The 18,915-nt window shown below is 57.6% G+C and carries 18 protein-coding genes; 10 read left to right on the top strand and 8 right to left on the bottom strand.

Annotated features, from left to right (window positions below):
• Window positions 1-64: 64 nt before the first annotated feature.
• From speFL to kdpF, 7 genes are all read right to left on the bottom strand, one after another.
• On the bottom strand, window positions 65-169 hold the full coding sequence (gene speFL / locus B498_RS22720; RefSeq protein ID WP_003858645.1) for a leader peptide SpeFL: 105 nt from the start codon (window positions 167-169) through the stop codon (window positions 65-67).
• Window positions 170-447: 278 nt separating this feature from the next.
• Complete coding sequence (kdpE, locus tag B498_RS12545) at window positions 448-1,125, bottom strand: two-component system response regulator KdpE (RefSeq protein ID WP_008501074.1); 678 nt, start codon at window positions 1,123-1,125, stop codon at window positions 448-450.
• Window positions 1,122-3,809, bottom strand: coding sequence for a two-component system sensor histidine kinase KdpD (gene kdpD, locus B498_RS12540; protein ID WP_008501075.1), 2,688 nt, complete (start codon window positions 3,807-3,809; stop codon window positions 1,122-1,124). The genes kdpE and kdpD overlap by 4 nt, the downstream gene beginning before the upstream one ends.
• Window positions 3,810-4,385 carry a potassium-transporting ATPase subunit KdpC gene (gene kdpC, locus B498_RS12535; RefSeq protein ID WP_008501076.1) on the bottom strand — a complete coding sequence of 192 codons (576 nt, stop codon included), beginning with the start codon at window positions 4,383-4,385 and terminating at the stop codon, window positions 3,810-3,812.
• Between the two features lie 12 nt (window positions 4,386-4,397).
• Entirely contained in the window at window positions 4,398-6,446 is a 2,049-nt protein-coding gene (gene kdpB, locus B498_RS12530; RefSeq protein ID WP_008501077.1) for a potassium-transporting ATPase subunit KdpB, read from the bottom strand.
• A gap of 18 nt (window positions 6,447-6,464) precedes the next feature.
• The gene (gene kdpA / locus B498_RS12525; protein ID WP_008501078.1) at window positions 6,465-8,144 is read right to left on the bottom strand and encodes a potassium-transporting ATPase subunit KdpA; all 1,680 of its coding nucleotides are present in this window, start codon (window positions 8,142-8,144) and stop codon (window positions 6,465-6,467) included.
• Window positions 8,144-8,233 (bottom strand): K(+)-transporting ATPase subunit F, encoded by a 90-nt coding sequence (gene kdpF / locus B498_RS22240; protein ID WP_014069365.1) that lies wholly within the window; start codon window positions 8,231-8,233, stop codon window positions 8,144-8,146. The genes kdpA and kdpF overlap by 1 nt, the downstream gene beginning before the upstream one ends.
• A gap of 309 nt (window positions 8,234-8,542) precedes the next feature.
• Between kdpF and B498_RS12520 the strand changes: the two genes are divergently transcribed.
• The 7 genes from B498_RS12520 to nei all read left to right on the top strand — a co-directional run bounded on the left by B498_RS12520 (window position 8,543) and on the right by nei (window position 14,390).
• Window positions 8,543-8,749: a YbfA family protein gene (locus B498_RS12520; RefSeq protein ID WP_008501079.1), complete on the top strand. Its 207-nt coding sequence runs from the start codon at window positions 8,543-8,545 to the stop codon at window positions 8,747-8,749.
• Between the two features lie 340 nt (window positions 8,750-9,089).
• Complete coding sequence (gene phrB / locus B498_RS12515) at window positions 9,090-10,502, top strand: deoxyribodipyrimidine photo-lyase (protein ID WP_008501080.1); 1,413 nt, start codon at window positions 9,090-9,092, stop codon at window positions 10,500-10,502.
• 10 nt (window positions 10,503-10,512) lie between these two features.
• On the top strand, window positions 10,513-11,256 hold the full coding sequence (locus B498_RS12510; protein ID WP_008501081.1) for a type 2 GTP cyclohydrolase I: 744 nt from the start codon (window positions 10,513-10,515) through the stop codon (window positions 11,254-11,256).
• 14 nt (window positions 11,257-11,270) lie between these two features.
• The gene (gene pxpB, locus B498_RS12505; RefSeq protein WP_021241020.1) at window positions 11,271-11,927 is read left to right on the top strand and encodes a 5-oxoprolinase subunit PxpB; all 657 of its coding nucleotides are present in this window, start codon (window positions 11,271-11,273) and stop codon (window positions 11,925-11,927) included.
• On the top strand, window positions 11,921-12,853 hold the full coding sequence (gene pxpC / locus B498_RS12500; protein WP_008501083.1) for a 5-oxoprolinase subunit PxpC: 933 nt from the start codon (window positions 11,921-11,923) through the stop codon (window positions 12,851-12,853). The genes pxpB and pxpC overlap by 7 nt, the downstream gene beginning before the upstream one ends.
• On the top strand, window positions 12,840-13,580 hold the full coding sequence (pxpA, locus tag B498_RS12495; RefSeq protein ID WP_008501084.1) for a 5-oxoprolinase subunit PxpA: 741 nt from the start codon (window positions 12,840-12,842) through the stop codon (window positions 13,578-13,580). Before pxpC ends, pxpA begins: the two co-directional genes overlap by 14 nt.
• A gap of 18 nt (window positions 13,581-13,598) precedes the next feature.
• Window positions 13,599-14,390 (top strand): endonuclease VIII, encoded by a 792-nt coding sequence (gene nei / locus B498_RS12490; RefSeq protein WP_008501085.1) that lies wholly within the window; start codon window positions 13,599-13,601, stop codon window positions 14,388-14,390.
• An 85-nt stretch (window positions 14,391-14,475) separates the two neighbouring features.
• On the opposite strand, the gene B498_RS12485 is transcribed toward nei, so the two are convergent.
• Entirely contained in the window at window positions 14,476-15,759 is a 1,284-nt protein-coding gene (locus B498_RS12485) for a citrate synthase (protein WP_008501086.1), read from the bottom strand.
• Window positions 15,760-16,398: 639 nt separating this feature from the next.
• Here B498_RS12485 and sdhC point away from each other — a divergent pair.
• The 3 genes from sdhC to sdhA are packed head-to-tail and all read left to right on the top strand — an operon-like array spanning window position 16,399 to window position 18,910.
• The gene (gene sdhC / locus B498_RS12480; RefSeq protein WP_020684965.1) at window positions 16,399-16,803 is read left to right on the top strand and encodes a succinate dehydrogenase cytochrome b556 subunit; all 405 of its coding nucleotides are present in this window, start codon (window positions 16,399-16,401) and stop codon (window positions 16,801-16,803) included.
• Window positions 16,797-17,144, top strand: a complete 348-nt coding sequence (gene sdhD, locus B498_RS12475) for a succinate dehydrogenase membrane anchor subunit (protein WP_008501088.1) — start codon at window positions 16,797-16,799, stop codon at window positions 17,142-17,144. The genes sdhC and sdhD overlap by 7 nt, the downstream gene beginning before the upstream one ends.
• The gene (sdhA, locus tag B498_RS12470; protein ID WP_008501089.1) at window positions 17,144-18,910 is read left to right on the top strand and encodes a succinate dehydrogenase flavoprotein subunit; all 1,767 of its coding nucleotides are present in this window, start codon (window positions 17,144-17,146) and stop codon (window positions 18,908-18,910) included. Before sdhD ends, sdhA begins: the two co-directional genes overlap by 1 nt.
• Window positions 18,911-18,915: the final 5 nt, after the last annotated feature.

The following is an 18,915-nucleotide window of genomic DNA, read 5'->3' on the forward strand; positions in this document are numbered from 1 at the left end:
CAATGGCCTGTAAAATAAGATGTTTCAGGGTAACCTGTAAGCGAATGCGCCAGAAGTCGAAGGACTACCGGGCATTAAAGAGATGAAAGTCAAAGCAGTTTCGGTGGGCAAACATCATGATATGTGTTGTCCGCCTTATATGGGGCATTAAACGATTGTTGTTTTCCATGATTTATTTTCCTTTCAGTAATTGAAAGCACGGTCATTTTATCCAGGAAAACGCGATTAACTGTGAAGGAGATCACTGTTAACCGATCATTTTAGAAATAAATAGTCGTTTTTGATGAATATCGCAGATCAAAATTCTGATTTGTTGGTATCGGGTTAACAGAATGTATTGCAAATGTTTTGAATGGGCATAAATAACCCAAAAAATATCGAGTGGATTATTTATGAAATATTTTCTGAGAGGTTTTTATTTTATTTAAAAATAAACTGAATAGTTATTCAGAGCATAAACCGATAACCGATACCGGTTTCAGTTAATAAATGGCGAGGGCGAGCGGGGTCGACTTCGAGTTTCTGACGAAGGTGCCCCATATATATGCGTAAATAGTGACTATGTTCCACGGCGTTGGGCCCCCACACCTGACTTAACAGCTGGCGCTGGGTGAGAACCTTGCCGTGATTGTTGAGCAGCACGGCGAGCAGGCGAAATTCGATGGGCGTGAGGTGAATTTCCTCTTCGCCGCGCACAATGCGCCGCGCGGCCAGGTCAACCCGGATATCCCCAAACGTGTAGGTTGGATCGGCAGGCGTGGTGGCGCTGTGGCGACGCAGCGCCACGCGCAGGCGAGCCTGTAGCTCGCCGATGCCAAACGGTTTAATCAGGTAGTCATCCGCCCCGGCATCCAGCGCGGCGATTTTATCCGTCTCTTCAGTACGGGCGGAGAGCACGAGGATCGGCATCTGGCTCCACTGACGGACTTCACGAATAAAATCGATGCCGTCACCGTCCGGGAGACCCAGATCGAGGATCACCAGGTCCGGCTTGCGGGTGGCGGCTTCAATTAACCCCCGCTGAAGCGTACCTGCATCATGGACGCGCAGACCGTCTCCTTCCAGCGCAGCGCGCAGAAAACGGCTAATGGCGATCTCATCTTCAACAATCAGAACGTTGATCACAAATCCTCTGGTAATTCATTAAGTTCTGGCGGGGTTTCCAGAGGAAGTGTAACACAAAAACGCGCACCGCCTTCCGGACGATTCTCCGCGGAAATGGAGCCGCCATGCACGTCAATGATCGCCTGGCAAATGGCCAGCCCCAGCCCCACGCCCGGAATGGCCGACTCCTTATTGCCGCGCGCGAATTTCTCGAAAATAGCCAACTCCTGCCCGGCAGGAATGCCCGGGCCGGTATCCCAGACGTTAAGGCGAAGCGCGCCGTCGTCCACCGTCGCATCCACCCCAATCTGCGCGCTGGCGCCCGCATATTTGGCGGCATTTTCCAACAGGTTGATCAGCACCCGTTCAAACAGCGGACCATCAACATGAATTAAGGTCAGGGGCTCGGGCATGTTCAGCGCAATATGTCGCCCGCCCAGGCCGGGTTCGAGCATTTTCAGCGCGCTGCCCACCACCTCTTCCAGCGTGAGCCACTCTTTTTTGAGGTTAAATCCGCCCGACTGGATACGCGCCATGTCGAGCAGGTTATTCACCAGGCGTGTGGTATTCAGCACGTGCTGGCGGATCTCGCTGGCCTGAAGTGCATGCTTCGAGCCTTCCGCCGCCAGGTCCAGCGTCAGAATTTCTGACTGACCGAACAGGACGGTGAGCGGGGTACGCAGATCGTGAGACAGCGCCGCCAGCAGCGAGTTACGAATGCTTTCACGCTCGCTCGCCAGCCGGGCCTGTTCCTCGCTGGCGGTGAGGGCCAGTCGTTCCAGCGCGCTGGCAACCAGCAGCGTAAACGTCTCCAGTAAACGCTGCTGTTCGGGGATCATCAGCTGGCGCAGGTTGGAAGGCTCCACGATGACCAGCCCCTGATTTTTATCGGCGCTGCGCAGAGGCAGAATTTGGTAGGGCACGCCGGGGAGGGTGTCGGTCCCTGCGCCCGCCGGTAAGCCTTTGTCAAAGCTCCAGCGCGCGATGGCTTCGTCCCAGGGCGTCATGCCTGTGGCGGACGTCAGCGGGCGCAGCTTGCCGTGTTCGTCCGGGAGTAAAATCAGGTTGCTGGCATGAAACGTCGAGCGAATAAACTGCTCGCTGGTCTGCACGATATCCAGCGGCGTGCGGCCCACCGCCAGCGATTTCGACATCTCATAGAGATGGCGCGTGCGCTGTTCGCGATAGCGGGCGATGCGCGCCTGATAGCGCACGCCCGCCGTCAGATTGCCGATCACCAGCCCGACGGTGAGCATGACGGCAAAGGTGAGGATGTACTGCACGTCCGAGACGGCGAGCGTCCCGCGGGGGGCAATAAAGAACAGATCGAAGCTGATGACGTTGATCACCGTCGCCAGGACCGACGGCCAGCGCCCGTAGAAGAGCGCCACCACCACCACGCCCAAAAGGTAGATCATCACCAGGTTGGCGGCATCAAACGCGATCAGCCACTGGCTGGCAATCACGGTAATCAGGGCGCAGAGCACGACGGCGACGAGACAGCCGCGAAGCTGAATGCGCCATTTATCGCTGAAGGTACGGCTGTCCGGCGCGCGATTGGGTAAAGGGGTAGGTTTGTCGTCCAGCGCCACGATCACCAGATCCAGATCCGGCGCGCGACGGGCCAGCTTGTCGGCAAAGGATTCTCGGCTAAACCAGCGCCGATGCTGACGACGGCCAATGACGATTTTCCCCAGGTTATGCTCGCGCGCGTAGCGCAGAATGGCTTTATCTTCCTGCGGATCGGAAAGGGTGGCGGTTTCCGCGCCCAGCTCCTGCGCCAGGCGCAGCGAACTCAGGATCGCGCGGCGCTGGTTTTCGGGCAGCGCGTGCAGCTGCGGCGTTTCGACATATACCGCATGCCAGACGCTGCCAAATTTGGCCGCCAGGCGCGCGGCGGTGCGGACAAGCTTTTCATTGCCGCTGCCGTGCCCCACGCACAGCAGGATGGCGTCCCGCGTGTGCCAGACGCGTTCCTGTCCCTGTAAATCGCGCCAGGCGCGCATCTGATCGTCCACACGGTCGGCGGTTCGGCGCAGAGCCAGCTCGCGCAGGGCAATCAGGTTGCCTTTACGGAAGAAATGTTCGATGGCGCGCTCGGCCTGGCCGGCGATGTAGACTTTGCCTTCATGCAGGCGCTGGCGTAAATCATCGGGGGGCAGGTCGACCAGCACCACCTCGTCCGCGGAATCAAAGAAGGGATCCGGCACCGTCTCTCGCACCTGAATGCCGGTCACGCCGCTGACCACGTCGTTCAGGCTTTCCAGATGCTGAACGTTAACCGTGGTGAACACATCGATACCGGCTTCAAGTAATTCTTCAACGTCCTGCCAGCGTTTGGGGTGGCGCGAGCCTGGCGCATTGCTGTGCGCCAGCTCGTCCATCAGGATAAGCGCGGGGCGGCGGGCGAGGGCGGCATCGAGATCGAATTCGGTGACTAACCGACCGCGGTGGCTGATGCGGCGGGGCGGCTGGGTAGCCAGCCCCTTCAGCAGTGATGCCGTCTCTTTACGTCCGTGGGTTTCAACCACGCCGATCAGAATATCGAGCCCCTGCGCCCGAAGCCGCTGGGCTTCCGTCAGCATGGCGAAGGTTTTCCCGACGCCCGCGCAGGCGCCGAAGAAAATTTTCAGTTTGCCGCGATGGGCTTCAGCTGTTTGTTCGAGCAGCCTGTCCGGATCCGGGCGCATGGGCTCGTCGGTCATTTAGTTTTTCCTTAGCGCGTCCAGCGCCAGATTCAGCTCAACAATATTAACCACGGGCATGCCGATGAAGCTGACCAGCGGCTTTTGCGTATGCTCTGCCACCAACTGGCTCAGCTGTTCGATGGTCAGCTGACGGGCAGCGGCGACGCGCGGGATCTGCCATGCCACGGCTGCCGGGGTCAGGCTGTAGTCCAGCCCGCTGGCCGAGGCGGTTACCAGCTCCACGGGAACGTCACGGCTGGCCTGCGGATTGGCGGCGCGCAGGGCTGCCACGCGCTCAGCGACGGCTTTGTCCAGCTCGGGGTTGCTGCCCGCCAGGTTGCTGCCGCCGGATGCCATCGGATTATACGGGCTTTCGGCAGTGGCGGAAGGGCGTCCCTGGAAGTAGCGGGCATCCGTAAAGTTCTGACCAATCAGGCGAGAGCCGCGGTTTTCACCGTTTTGCAGTATCAGCGAGCCGTTGGCCTGATCCTTAAACCACCACTGGCCCAGCGCGGTGGTCACCAGCGGGTACAGCCCGCCGGTAATGAGAGACAGCAGTATGAACAGAAGTATAGCGGGGCGTAACATGGTCATTTGATTCACCTTTTAAACCAGGCCGAACAGGGTCAACAGCAGATCGATAACCTTGATACCGACGAAGGGCACCACCAGCCCGCCCAGGCCGTAAATCCACAGGTTGCGGCGCAGCATGGCGGCCGCCGTGAGCGGCTTATAGCTCACGCCCTTCAGCGCCAGCGGGATCAGGAAGACAATAATCAAGGCGTTAAAGATGACTGCGCTCAGAATGGCCGAGGCCGGAGAGTGCAGGTGCATCACGTTCAGGGCGTTTAATTGCGGATAGGTCGCAGCAAACGCGGCCGGAATGATGGCGAAATACTTCGCCACGTCGTTGGCGATACTGAACGTGGTCAGCGAACCGCGCGTCATCAGCATCTGCTTGCCGATGTGCACCACTTCAATCAGCTTGGTCGGGTTAGAGTCGAGGTCGACCATGTTGCCCGCCTCTTTTGCGGCCTGGGTACCGGAGTTCATCGCCACCGCCACGTCGGCCTGCGCGAGGGCAGGAGCATCGTTGGTCCCGTCGCCGGTCATCGCCACCAGACGGCCTTCCGCCTGATACTGACGAATCAGTGCCAGCTTGGCTTCCGGTGTGGCTTCGGAAAGGAAATCATCCACGCCCGCTTCGGCAGCAATCGCCGCGGCGGTAAGACGGTTATCCCCGGTGATCATCACCGTTTTGATCCCCATTTTACGCAGTTGGGCAAAGCGCTCCTTGATGCCGCCTTTGACGATGTCCTTCAGGGCAATGACCCCGAGCACGCGCGCGCCTTCGGCCACCACCAGCGGCGTCGCCCCCTGACGGGCCACGCTTTCGACCAGGCTGTCCACTTCCGGCGGGAAATGACCGTTGTTGGCCTCAATGTGGCGGCGGATCGCGTCAACCGAGCCTTTACGGATCATGCGATCCTGAATGTTAATGCCGCTCATGCGGGTTTGCGCCGTGAAGGGCACGAACGTGGCGTGCAGGCTCTGCACGTCGCGCTGGCGCAGGTTAAAGCGCTGCTTGGCGAGGATCACAATGCTGCGGCCTTCCGGGGTTTCATCGGCAAGCGAGGAGAGCTGGGCGGCATCCGCCAGCGTTTTTTCATCCACGCCCGGGGCGGGTAAAAAATCCGACGCCTGGCGGTTACCGAGGGTGATGGTGCCGGTTTTATCCAGCAGCAACACATCCACGTCACCGGCGGCTTCCACCGCACGCCCGCTGGTGGCGATGACGTTGGCACCGAGCATACGGCTCATGCCGGCCACGCCGATGGCCGACAGCAGGCCGCCGATGGTGGTGGGGATCAGACAAACCAGCAGCGCCACCAGCACCGTGACGGTGACCGCGGTGCCGCCATAGGCAGAGAACGGCCACAGCGTCGCGGTTGCCAGCAGGAAGACAATGGTCAGGGCCACCAGCAGGATGGTCAGGGCAATCTCGTTTGGCGTTTTACGACGCTGTGCGCCTTCCACCATGGCGATCATCCTGTCGAGGAAGGTTTCACCCGGGTTAACGCTACACTGGATCACCAGCCAGTCGGAGAGAATGCGCGTCCCGCCCGTCACGGAGGCGAAATCGCCGCCGGACTCACGGATCACCGGCGCGGATTCGCCGGTGATGGCGCTCTCATCCACCGATGCGCCCCCTTCAATGACTTCGCCGTCGCAAGGGATGATGTCACCGGCTTCCACCAGCACCACATCGCCTTTACGCAGTTCATCTGCCGGAACGTGGTCCATCTGGGCACCGTACTTCGGTTCACGTAGCTTGCGTGCGAAGGCGGTCTTTTTCACCCCTTTCAGGCTGTTGGCCTGGGCTTTGCTCCGGCCTTCCGCCAGCGCTTCCGCAAAGTTGGCGAACAGCACGGTAAACCACAGCCACAGGCTGATGGCGCCGGTAAACATCGCATTTCCCGGCATATGGCCCGTTCCCATGGCAATCGCCAGGGCGGTGGTCAGGACGCTTCCCGCCCAGACGATAAACATCACCGGGTTGTGCCACTGCACGCGCGGGCTCAGCTTTTTCACCGCATCCATGAGCGCCTGGCGAACTAATGACGGTTCGAACAGGGCCAGTTGTTTACGACTCATGACAATTTCTCCGCAAAATCAGCGTAAAGAGAGGTATTCCGCGACCGGGCCTAACGCGAGGGCGGGGATAAAGGTCAGGGCGCCGACCAGCAACACGGTGCCCGTCAGCAGGCCGATAAACAGCGCGCCGTGGGTCGGTAACGTTCCGGTGGTGGTCGGTTGGATTTTTTTGTTCACCAGCGATCCGGCTATCGCCATAACCGGCACAATGATCCCGAAGCGGCCCACGAACATGCAGAACGCCAGCAGACAGTTCCAGAATGGAGAGTTGGCGCTTAGGCCTGCAAAGGCGCTGCCGTTGTTGTTGGCGGCAGAGGAGACGGCATACAGCACTTCGCTAAAACCGTGAATGCCAGGGTTAAAGATGCCGCTGCGTCCGGCCTCGGTCATCAACGCCAGCGCGGTGCCGAGCAGCACGAGGGCTGGGGTGACCAGAATTGCCAGCGCGGTTAATTTCATTTCGCGAACGTCGATCTTTTTACCCAGATACTCCGGGGTGCGGCCAATCATCAGACCGGCAATAAACACCGCCAGCAGCACGAACAGCAGCATGCCGTAAAGACCGGAGCCCACGCCGCCAAACACCACCTCGCCAATCTGCATCAGCCACATCGGGATCATGCCGCCCAGCGCCGTAAAGGAATCATGCATGGCATTGACGGCCCCGCACGACGCTGCCGTGGTGACCACCGCATACAGGCTGCTGGCGAGAATGCCAAAGCGGCTCTCTTTACCTTCCATGTTGATTGCGCTATCTGCACCCAGTGAGAGGAAGTGCGGATTACCCTGCCATTCGGCCCACATCACCAGCGCAACACAGACCACAAAGATCAGCGACATGGTCCAGAGCAGGGTGCGCCCCTGACGGCGATCGTTGACCACGTCGCCAAAGGCAAAGCAGAGCGCGGCGGGGATCAGGAAAATCGCCAGCATCTGCACAAAATTGGTCAGGGCGGTCGGGTTTTCGAACGGGTGCGACGAGTTGGCATTGAAGAAGCCGCCGCCGTTCGTCCCGAGCATTTTGATGGCTTCCTGCGACGCCACTGGCCCCATCGGCAGGAGCTGTTTTGCGCCTTCCAGCGAGGTATAAGGTGCGTAAGGCAGCAGGTTTTGCAGGCTGCCCTGCTGAATGAAGAACAGCGCGATCAGCAGCGCAATCGGCAGCAGGATCCACAGGGTAATGCGCGTCAGATCCACCCACGCGTTACCCAGCGTGCTCACTTTCTGGCGCGCAAACGCACGCGTTAGCGCGAAGATCACCGCAATACCGCTGGCGGCAGAGAGGAAGTTCTGCACGGTTAGCCCGACCATCTGGCTGAAGTAGCTGAGCGTGGTTTCACCGGCATAGGACTGCCAGTTGGTGTTGGTGACAAAACTGACCGCCGTGTTTAGCGCCAGATGCCAGGACAGGCCCGGTAACTGCTGCGGATTCAAAGGCAGGACACCCTGCAACATCAGCATGGCAAAAAGCGCGATGAGGCCAACAATATTCAGCAGCAGAATAGCGATCAGATAGTCACGCCAGTTCATCTCCCGATCGTCTATACCCAGTACGCGCCAGATCCCTTTTTCAACGCTTCCCGTGCCGGGCAGGGGAACGTTATTGATGAGCCGTGCCATCCCCGAGCCCAGTGGCCTTGCCAGGACGAACAACACCACTAAGAAACTGGCAATAAGCAAAAACGCCTGAGCAGCCATCAGAATGCCTCCGCATTAATCAGGGCATAAACCAGATAACCCAATAACAGGAACACCAGCACGATGCCGGCAATAAGACCTGCACTCACAATCCACCTCCGGGTGACTTTTGTTGTTGTGCTAACGGTAGGATTTATGGCGCAAAGATTTCGCAAAAATGAGAAGGGCGGGTGTAAAAAAAGTATAAAAATGGCAAAGCCCACAATTTAACTATTGATAAGTAAATCGTTAACTTTTTTGTAACTTAATTACGGCGTGAATGTAAATTTTGGCTAAACGGACGAAAATAAGTGGTCGGATGAGTAGTAAAATTACAAACAAAGCGATATTATTTTAGCCAGGTCACAGATTTTGAATTTTCCGGATGACGTTTCCGGCCAACTATAGGGGAGAAAAATATGGATCTTTATAAAGAGTTTCCGGCTCATATCGTGTTCATGCGCCGCGCTTTCGCCGTAGTGGCTGGCGTGCTGGCTCTGCCGGTGATGCTGTTCTGGAAAGATCGTGCACGTTTTTATAGCTATCTGCACCGCGTCTGGGCGAAAACCAGCGAGAAGCCGGTGTGGATGGATCAGGCCGAGAAAGCGACCTGCGATTTTTACTGATACTAAGACGACACCCAGAAAAAAACGCCGGGGGAGCGATAGCCCCTCGTCAGGGTTTACAGGCACATATTTGCCGTCTTTCTTGCCGGGTGACGCTGCGCTTACCCGGCCTACACAGGGCAAAGAGATCAATGCATTGCATGTTTCATTGTAGGCCCTTGCAAGCGTAGCGCCGCCGGGCGAAATGCACAGCATGCACCTTGTCATCAGTCTGTAAGGCCGCCTTGGGCGGCCTTTTTTATTTCATCCCGTCTACACTTCATGGCAAAGTAGTTCAATGCATGCTTTTTCCTTTTACGGCATGCCCTTATGGACATAATGGACAATAGCCTGGAGTTTTATGCCCACCCATCTGGTTTGGTTTCGCGCGGACCTGCGCGTACATGACAACTTCGCACTCGCGGCAGCCTGCCGTTCCGATGACGCCAGCGTGCTGGCGCTGTTTATCGCTACGCCTGAACAGTGGCAGCAGCATGATATGGCCCCGCGGCAGGCGGCTTACCTCAAATCGCATCTGAACGATCTGCAACACTCACTTGCTGAAAAAGGTATCCCGCTGATCTACAAAGAGGTCAGTGATTTTGCCGCGCAGCTTAAGATGTTGCGGGAGGTATGTCAGCAGAACGGCGTCACGCATCTTTTTTATAACTACCAGTACGAGCTGAACGAACGGCTGCGGGATCGCCAACTGGAGAACATTCTGGGCGAGGTGGTTTGTGAAGGATTTGATGACAGCGTAATGCTGGCACCGGGCAGCGTCATGACCGGCGGCCATGAAATGTATAAAGTGTTCACGCCGTTTAAAAATGCTTTTGTTAAACGTCTGAAAGAGGCGCTGCCGGAGTGCGTACCCGCACCCGCAGCCAGAGGGGAAGCTATAACCACGCTGCCTGAATTAACGTTTAACTATCCCCAACAGGCATTCGATGAGCTTCTGTTCCCCGCAAACGAGAAGGCAGCAATTGCGAAGCTGCGCCAGTTTTGCAAACAGGGCGCGGGAGAGTACGACGCGCGCAGGGATTTCCCGGCGATTGAAGGGACAAGCCGCTTATCGGCAAGCCTGGCGCTGGGCGTACTCTCTCCTCGCCAGTGTTTACATCGTCTTCTGGCCGAGCAGCCGCAGGCGATGGACGGTGGGGCGGGTTCGGTGTGGCTGAACGAACTCATCTGGCGTGAATTCTATCGCCATCTGATGACGTATCATCCCGATCTCTGTAAGCATCGTCCGTTCATCCCCTGGACCGACAACGTAAAATGGCAGCACGATGAGGCACGTTTACAGGCCTGGCAAAAAGGGGAAACGGGCTATCCGATTGTTGATGCTGCCATGCGCCAGCTGAATGAAACCGGGTGGATGCACAACCGCCTGCGAATGATTACCGCCAGCTTTCTGGTGAAGGATCTGCTTATCGACTGGCGTATCGGAGAGCGCTATTTTATCTCTCAGCTGATCGACGGCGATCTCGCTGCGAATAACGGCGGCTGGCAGTGGGCGGCCTCTACCGGCACCGATGCGGCTCCCTATTTCAGGATTTTTAATCCGACCACTCAGGGGCAAAAATTTGATGCCAACGGCGACTTTATCCGCCGCTGGTTGCCCGCGCTCAGGAACGTTCCTGCGAAAGCGATCCACGACCCGTGGACATGGGCGGATAAACAGGGCGTAAAGCTCGATTATCCCCGCCCGATTGTTGACCATAAACAGGCGCGCACCGCCACGCTGGCGGCGTACGAAGCCGCCCGAAAAGTTTGAGAGCATAAAGATGAAAAACAGTGAACTGGAACGCCTGATTAACGAAAAACTCAATATCGCCTCCTTCAGCGACTACGGCCCAAATGGCCTGCAGGTAGAAGGGCGCGAAACGGTGCAGAAAATTATCACCGGCGTCACGGCAAGCCAGGCGCTGCTGGACGAGGCTGTCCGTCAGGAAGCCGATGCGGTGATTGTCCATCACGGCTACTTCTGGAAAAACGAATCACCGATTATTCGCGGCATGAAGCGCAACCGCCTGAAAACGTTGCTGGCAAATGACATCAACCTGTACGGTTACCACCTGCCGCTGGACGCACACCCGGAACTGGGCAACAACGTTCAGCTTGCGCAGCTGTTGGGGATAACCGTAATGGGCGAAATCGAGCCGTTGGTGCCGTGGGGCGAGCTGGCGATGCCGGTTCCCGGACTGGAGCTGGCCTCGTGGATTGAAGCGCGCCTGGGGCGTCGCCCGCTGTGGTGCGGCGATACGGGCGCGGACCTGGTAAAACGCGTTGCCTGGTGCACCGGGGGCGGGCAGGGCTTTATCGACAGCGCCGCGCGTTTCGGTGTTGATGCCTTTATCACCGGCGAGGTTTCCGAGCAGACCATTCACTCGGCGCGTGAACAGGGTCTGCATTTCTACGCGGCCGGCCATCATGCCACCGAGCGCGGCGGCATTCGGGCCCTCAGCGAGTGGCTGACGGAAAATACCGATCTGGATGTAACCTTTATTGATATCCCTAATCCGGCCTGATGAGAGGTGCCTGAGTGCAGCGAGCGCGTTGTTATCTTCTGGGAGAAACGGCAGTGGTTCTGGAGCTCGAGCCGCCGGTGACCCTTGCCACGCAAAAGCGTATCTGGCGGCTAACCCAGCGTCTGGTCGATCTGCCGGACGTGGTTGAAGCCATTCCGGGGATGAATAACATCACGGTGGTGCTGCGTAGTCCGCATACGCTGGCGCTGGATGCCATCGAGCGTTTACAGCGCTGGTGGGAAGAGAGCGAGGCGCTGGAGCCGGAATCGCGTGCCATTGAGATCCCGGTCGTTTATGGCGGTACGGGGGGACCGGATCTTGGTGTGGTCGCAGACCATTGCGGGCTCACCGAAAAGCAGGTGGTTGAACTGCACAGTTCGGTGGATTACGTCGTCTGGTTCCTGGGATTCCAGCCCGGATTCCCGTATCTGGGGGGATTATCTCCCCGGCTGCATACGCCGCGCCGCGCTGAACCTCGCCTGAGCGTACCGGCGGGGACGGTCGCCATTGGTGGCGAGCAGACCGGCGTATATCCGCTGGCTTCGCCCGGTGGTTGGCAGCTTATTGGGCATACCGCCACCCCGTTATTTGACCCCGCGCTGGCGTCGCCAATACTCCTGCGCCCGGGCGACACCCTTCGCTTTATCCCGCAGAAGGAGGGGGTATGTTAACGCTTATTCGCGCCGGGCTTTACACCTCCGTAGAGGATGCCGGGCGCTTTGGCATGCGCCAGTCCGGCGTGAGCTATTGTGGCGCGCTGGACCGTCCTGCGCTGGAAATCGCTAACGTGCTGGTGGGCAACCCCGGCAGCACGGCGGCGCTCGAAATTACGCTCGGCCAGTGTGTCATTGAGTTTGGTCAGGAGACCTGGTTCGCGCTCACCGGCGCCGGCTGTGATGCCACGCTGGACGGCAAAGCGGTGTGGACCGGCTGGCGTCTGCGGGCGAAAGCCGGGCAGCGTCTGACCTTAAAGCGTCCTCTGCACGGCGTGCGTAGCTATCTCGCGGTGGCTGGCGGCATTGATGTGCCTGAGGTGCTGGGCTCATCCAGTACCGATCAGAAAGCCGGGATAGGCGGTCACGAAGGACGTCTGTTGCGCGACGGCGATCGCCTGGCGATTAAGCCCTCTTCGCGTCACTTCTCGACGGCTCAGGGGGTGAAACAACTTCTCTGGGGAAACCAGATCCGCGCCTTACCGGGGCCGGAATATCATGAGTTCGACGAGGCCTCAAAAGAGTCTTTCTGGCGCGCGCCGTGGAAGCTTAGTCCGCAGAGTAACCGAATGGGCTATCGTCTGCAGGGGCAGCCGCTGATCCGGACCACCGACCGGGAACTGCTCTCCCACGGTTTGTTGCCCGGCGTGATTCAGGTTCCAGGCAACGGGCAACCGATCGTCTTAATGAACGACGCGCAGACGACGGGGGGCTATCCGCGAATTGCCTGCATTATTGAAGCCGATCGCTACCATCTGGCGCAAATTCCCCTCGGTCAGCCGATTCACTTCGTACAGTGTTCGCTGGAGGAAGCGCTAAAGGCGCGGCAGGATCAGCAGCGCTATCTCGAACAGCTGGCGTGGAGGCTCGATGGTAAAGATTGATTTAAACGCCGATCTGGGCGAGGGCGGCAGCGCCGACGCGGCGCTAATGACGCTGGTCTCTTCGGTCAATATTGCCTGCGGCTTTCACGCGGGCGATGCGCAAACCATGCTGGAGAGCGTGCGTCATGCCATCAAAAATGGCGTGGCGATTGGCGCTCACCCGAGCTTCCCTGACCGGGAGAACTTTGGTCGCACCGCGATGGACCTGCCGCCTGAGACGGTCTACGCGCAGGTGCTCTACCAGACTGGCGCGCTGGAGGCGATGGTTCGCGCCGGGAAGGGCGTACTGCGTCACGTGAAGCCGCACGGTATGCTCTATAACCAGGCGGCAAAAGACCCGGTGCTGGCGGCGGCGATTGCCCGTGCGGTGCGGGACTGTAATCCGCAGCTGATTCTGGTCGGCCTGGCGGGCAGTGAGCTTATTCGTGCCGGAGAACGGCTGGGGCTGACCACGCGGCAGGAGGTGTTTGCCGATCGGGGATACATGCCGGACGGCAGTCTGGTTCCGCGCACGCAAGCCGGTGCGCTGATTACCGATGAAGCGAAAGCGCTGGCGCAGACGCTGGAGATGGTGCGCTACGGGCGAGTGACCGCCGTGGATGGCACAACGGCGCACGTTCAGGCGGATACGGTATGTTTACACGGCGATGGCGAGCATGCGCTCCAGTTCGCGCGCCGCCTGCGGGCCGCGTTCGCTGAAGAGGGCATTCTTGTCAGCGCAGATTAATGATAAAAGGACAGAAAAATGCCAGAAGGCCCGGAGATCCGCCGCGCGGCGGATAGCCTCGAGGCGGCGATAAAGGGCAAACCGCTGACGGAGGTCTGGTTTGCTTTTCCTCAACTGAAACCGTTTGAATCACAGCTGGTGGGGCAGTCGGTAACGCATATTGAAACGCGCGGCAAAGCGTTGCTCACGCACTTTTCCCATAACCTGACGTTATATAGCCACAACCAGCTTTACGGCGTGTGGCGCGTGGTGGAGGCGGGTAAACAGCCGCAAACGACCCGCGTGCTGCGCGTCAGGCTGCAAACGGCGGATAAGGCGATCCTGCTCTATAGCGCTTCTGATATCGAAATGTTAACGCCTGAGCAGTTGCTCACGCACCCGTTCTTACAGCGGGTTGGGCCGGACGTGCTGGATATGCGCCTGACGGCGAGCGACGTGAAGGCCCGACTGCTATCGCCCACATTCCGCAACCGGCAGTTTTCCGGCCTGTTCCTTGACCAGGCCTTTCTCGCCGGGCTTGGCAACTACCTGCGGGTGGAGATCCTCTGGGAAGTCGGGCTGGCACCGCAGCACAAAGCTTCTCAGCTGAGCGATGAACAGCTGGAGGCGCTGTCCCACGCGCTGCTGGACATCCCGCGGCTGTCGTACAACACGCGTGGCATCGTAGATGAAAACAAGCACCACGGGGCGCTGTTCCGGTTCAAGGTGTTTCATCGGGCGGGGAAGAAGTGCGAGCGGTGCGGCGGGATTATCGACAGGATTATGCTCTCTTCGAGACCCTTTTACTGGTGTCCACATTGTCAAAAATAAAAAAGCCGGGTGGCGGCTACGCCTTACCCGGCCTACGTTTCGCATTTGTAGGCCCGGTAAGCGGTAGCGCCACCGGGCTTAACTTTTAGCGCTTCAGGTCAGACTTAAAATCACGCTGCTCGTAGCCGGTATACAGCTGACGAGGACGGGCGATCTTCATGCCTTCGCTGTGCATTTCGTTCCAGTGCGCAATCCAGCCTACGGTACGCGCCATGGCGAAGATCACGGTGAACATGGAAGACGGAATGCCCATCGCTTTCAGAATAATGCCAGAGTAGAAATCGACGTTCGGGTAGAGTTTCTTCTCGATGAAGTACGGGTCGTTCAGCGCGATGTGTTCCAGCTCCATCGCCACTTCCAGCAGGTCATCTTTGGTACCCAGCTCTTTCAGCACTTCGTGGCAGGTTTCACGCATCACGGTGGCGCGCGGGTCATAGTTTTTGTAAACACGGTGACCGAAGCCCATCAGGCGGAAGGAGTCATTCTTGTCTTTCGCGCGACGCACGAACTCAGGAATGTGCTCAACGGTGCTGATCTCTTCCAGCATCTTCAGCGCCGCTTCGTTCGCGCCGCCGTGCGCCGGTCCCCACAGGGAGGCGATGCCCGCAGCGATACAGGCGAACGGGTTCGCGCCTGAAGAGCCTGCGGTACGAACGGTTGAGGTCGAGGCGTTCTGTTCGTGGTCAGCATGCAGGATCAGAATACGGTCCATCGCGCGTTCCAGAACCGGGTTCACTTCGTACTCTTCGCACGGCGTGGAGAACATCATGCGCAGGAAGTTGCCCGCGTAGGAGAGGTCGTTACGCGGATACACAAACGGCTGGCCGATGGAGTATTTGTAACACATCGCCGCCATGGTAGGCATTTTGGACAGCAGACGGTAAGCGGCGATTTCACGGTGACGCGGGTTATTCACGTCAAGGGAGTCGTGGTAGAACGCTGCCAGCGCACCGGTAATACCGCACATCACCGCCATTGGGTGAGAGTCACGACGGAACGCATGGAACAGACGGGTAATCTGCTCATGGATCATGGTGTGACGGGTCACGGTGGTTTTAAATTCATCGAACTGTGCCTGCGTCGGTTTTTCGCCGTTCAGCAGGATGTAGCACACTTCCAGATAGTTGGATTCGGTGGCTAACTGATCGATAGGGAAGCCGCGATGGAGCAGGATACCTTCGTCACCGTCGATAAAGGTGATTTTGGATTCGCAAGATGCGGTAGAGGTAAATCCAGGGTCAAAGGTGAATACCCCTTTGGAACCCAGCGTACGGATATCAATAACATCCTGACCGAGCGTGCCTTTTAGCACATCCAGTTCAATAGCAGTGTCACCATTTAGGGTGAGCGTTGCCTTTGTATCAGCCATTTACGGTCTCCTTAGCGCCTTATGCTTAAGACTGCGCTTTACCGGATTTGCTTTCAGCTGTTAATCACCGTTACCAGATTGTTATTTGGCTTACCGCTCAGCTCACGAGGACAAACCAGGGTACAGAGCTATGGCGCCTTGCAGGTAAACGAATGAAATTTCAGTGAAACAACAGCAAATCAGCGTTTTTGCAGTCCGAATTATTCAAACCTGTATATCACTAATAACTGTCCTGATAACTTCGGTCAATACCATCACACTGTTACATAACTATTTGTCAGGTGAAAGAGAGACCTCATAACTTTTGCGCATTATATGCCTTTTCTGATGACGTTTGTAACAATATTGTTTAACATTTGTCAAATCAGATGATTAAAAATTAAAAAGATGTTGTTATCGTGACCCTGATCACTGTTCCAGAGAAAACCCGACAAACTGTATGTAGGTTAATTGTAATGATTTTGTGAACGGCCTATACTGCCGCCAGGTCTCCGGAACACCCTGCAATCCCGAGCCACCCAGCGTTGTAATGTGTCGTTTAAGCATCTGGAAGCACTGTTTTGCATGACGCGCAGTTATAGAAAAGGAACGCTGTCTGACCCGCATCGCAGTCCGGAGGAAGGAAACAATAAGAACAGCATGTGGGCGTTATTCATGATAAGAAATGTGAAAAAACAAAGACCTGTCAATCTGGATCTCAAAACGATCCGGTTCCCCGTAACAGCAATAGCGTCCATTCTGCACCGTGTTTCTGGTGTGATTACGTTTGTGGCGGTCGGTATTCTGCTGTGGTTACTGGGCACCAGCCTCTCTTCCCCTGAAGGATTCCTCCAGGCCTCTGCCATCATGAACAGCTTCTTCGTGAAATTCATCATGTGGGGCATTCTGACCGCACTGGCGTACCACGTTGTGGTGGGTGTTCGCCATATGCTGATGGACTTTGGCTACCTGGAAGAGACCTTCGAAGCCGGGAAACGCTCCGCTAACATTTCATTTGTGATTACAGTCGTGCTTTCACTTCTCGCAGGAGTTCTCGTATGGTAAGCAACGCCTCCGCATTAGGACGCAACGGCGTACATGACTTCATTCTGGTCCGTGCTACCGCCATCGTTCTCACCCTCTACATCATCTATATGATCGGTTTCTTCGCGACCAGCGGCACGCTGACGTGGGAAATCTGGAGTGGGTTCTTCGGATCCGCCTTCACCAAAGTGTTCACCCTGCTGGCCCTTTTCTCCATCCTTATTCATGCCTGGATTGGCATGTGGCAGGTGTTGACCGATTACGTTAAACCGCTGGCGATTCGCCTTCCACTGCAGCTGGCCATTGTCGTTGCACTGGTGGTTTACGTTATTTATGGATTCGTTGTGGTGTGGGGTGTGTAATGAAACTGCCAGTCAGAGAATTTGATGCTGTTGTGATTGGTGCCGGTGGCGCAGGTATGCGTGCCGCACTGCAAATTTCCCAGAGTGGCCAGAGCTGTGCGCTGCTCTCTAAAGTCTTCCCAACCCGTTCCCATACTGTGTCTGCGCAGGGCGGTATTACCGTTGCGCTGGGTAACTCCCATGAAGATAACTGGGAATGGCACATGTATGACACGGTAAAAGGTTCCGATTACATCGGTGACCAGGATGCCATCGAATATATGTGTAAAACCGGCCCGGAAGCGATTCTGGAGCTGGACCACATGGGGCTGCCGTTCTCCCGTCTGGAAAATGGCACCATCTATCAGCGTCCGTTTGGCGGCCAGTCGAAAAACTTCGGCGGCGAGCAGGCGGCACGCACCGCGGCGGCGGCTGACCGTACCGGTCACGCGCTGCTGCACACCCTGTATCAGCAGAACCTGAAAAACCACACCACCATCTTCTCCGAATGGTATGCGCTGGATCTGGTGAAAAACGCCGATGGTGCCATCGTTGGTTGTACCGCGCTGTGCATCGAAACCGGTGAAGTGGTCTACTTCAAAGCCCGTGCAACCGTGCTGGCGACCGGCGGTGCAGGCCGTATTTACCAGTCCACTACCAACGCCCACATCAACACCGGTGACGGTGTCGGTATGGCTATCCGCGCGGGCGTGCCGGTGCAGGATATGGAGATGTGGCAGTTCCACCCAACCGGCATCGCCGGTGCAGGCGTGCTGGTAACAGAAGGCTGCCGTGGTGAAGGTGGCTACCTGCTGAATAAACACGGCGAGCGCTTCATGGAGCGTTATGCCCCGAATGCGAAAGACCTGGCGGGTCGTGACGTGGTGGCGCGTTCCATCATGATCGAAATCCGTGAAGGCCGCGGCTGTGACGGCCCTTGGGGTCCACACGCGAAGCTGAAGCTCGACCACCTGGGTAAAGAAGTGCTGGAGTCCCGCCTGCCGGGCATCCTGGAACTGTCCCGCACCTTCGCGCACGTCGATCCGGTGAAAGAGCCGATTCCGGTTATCCCAACCTGCCACTACATGATGGGCGGTATTCCGACCAAAGTGACCGGTCAGGCGCTGACCGTGAACGAGCAGGGCGAAGACGTGGTCATTCCTGGCCTGTTCGCGGTGGGCGAAATTGCCTGCGTATCCGTACACGGCGCAAACCGTCTGGGCGGCAACTCGCTGCTGGATCTGGTGGTGTTTGGTCGCGCAGTGGGTCTGCATCTGCAGGAATCCATTGCCGAGCAGGGCGCGCTGCGTGACGCGACCGACGACGAAATTGATGCCTCTCTTGAGCGCCTCAACCGCTGGAACGGCAACCGTAACGGCGAAGATCCGGTGGAAATCCGTAAAGCGCTGCAGGAATGCATGCAGCACAACTTCTCGGTATTCCGTGAAGGCGACGCGATGGCCAAAGGTCTTGAGCAGCTGAAAGCGATCCGCGAGCGTCTGAAAAATGCCCGTCTGGACGACACCTCCAGCGAGTTCAACACCCAGCGCGTTGAGTGCCTGGAGCTGGATAACCTGATGGAAACCGCGTTCGCGACCGCGATGTCGGCAAACTTCCGTACCGAAAGCCGTGGCGCGCATAGCCGCTTCGACTTCCCGGAGCGTGATGACGAAAACTGGCTGTGCCATTCCCTGTATCTGCCAGAGTCGGAAACCATGACGCGTCGTAGCGTCAACATGGAACCGAAACTGCGTCCGGCGTTCCCGCCGAAGATTCGTACTTACTAATGCGG

The sequence above is a fragment of the Enterobacter sp. SST3 genome, assembly GCF_000286655.1.
In the GTDB taxonomy this organism is placed as follows: domain Bacteria; phylum Pseudomonadota; class Gammaproteobacteria; order Enterobacterales; family Enterobacteriaceae; genus Enterobacter; species Enterobacter roggenkampii.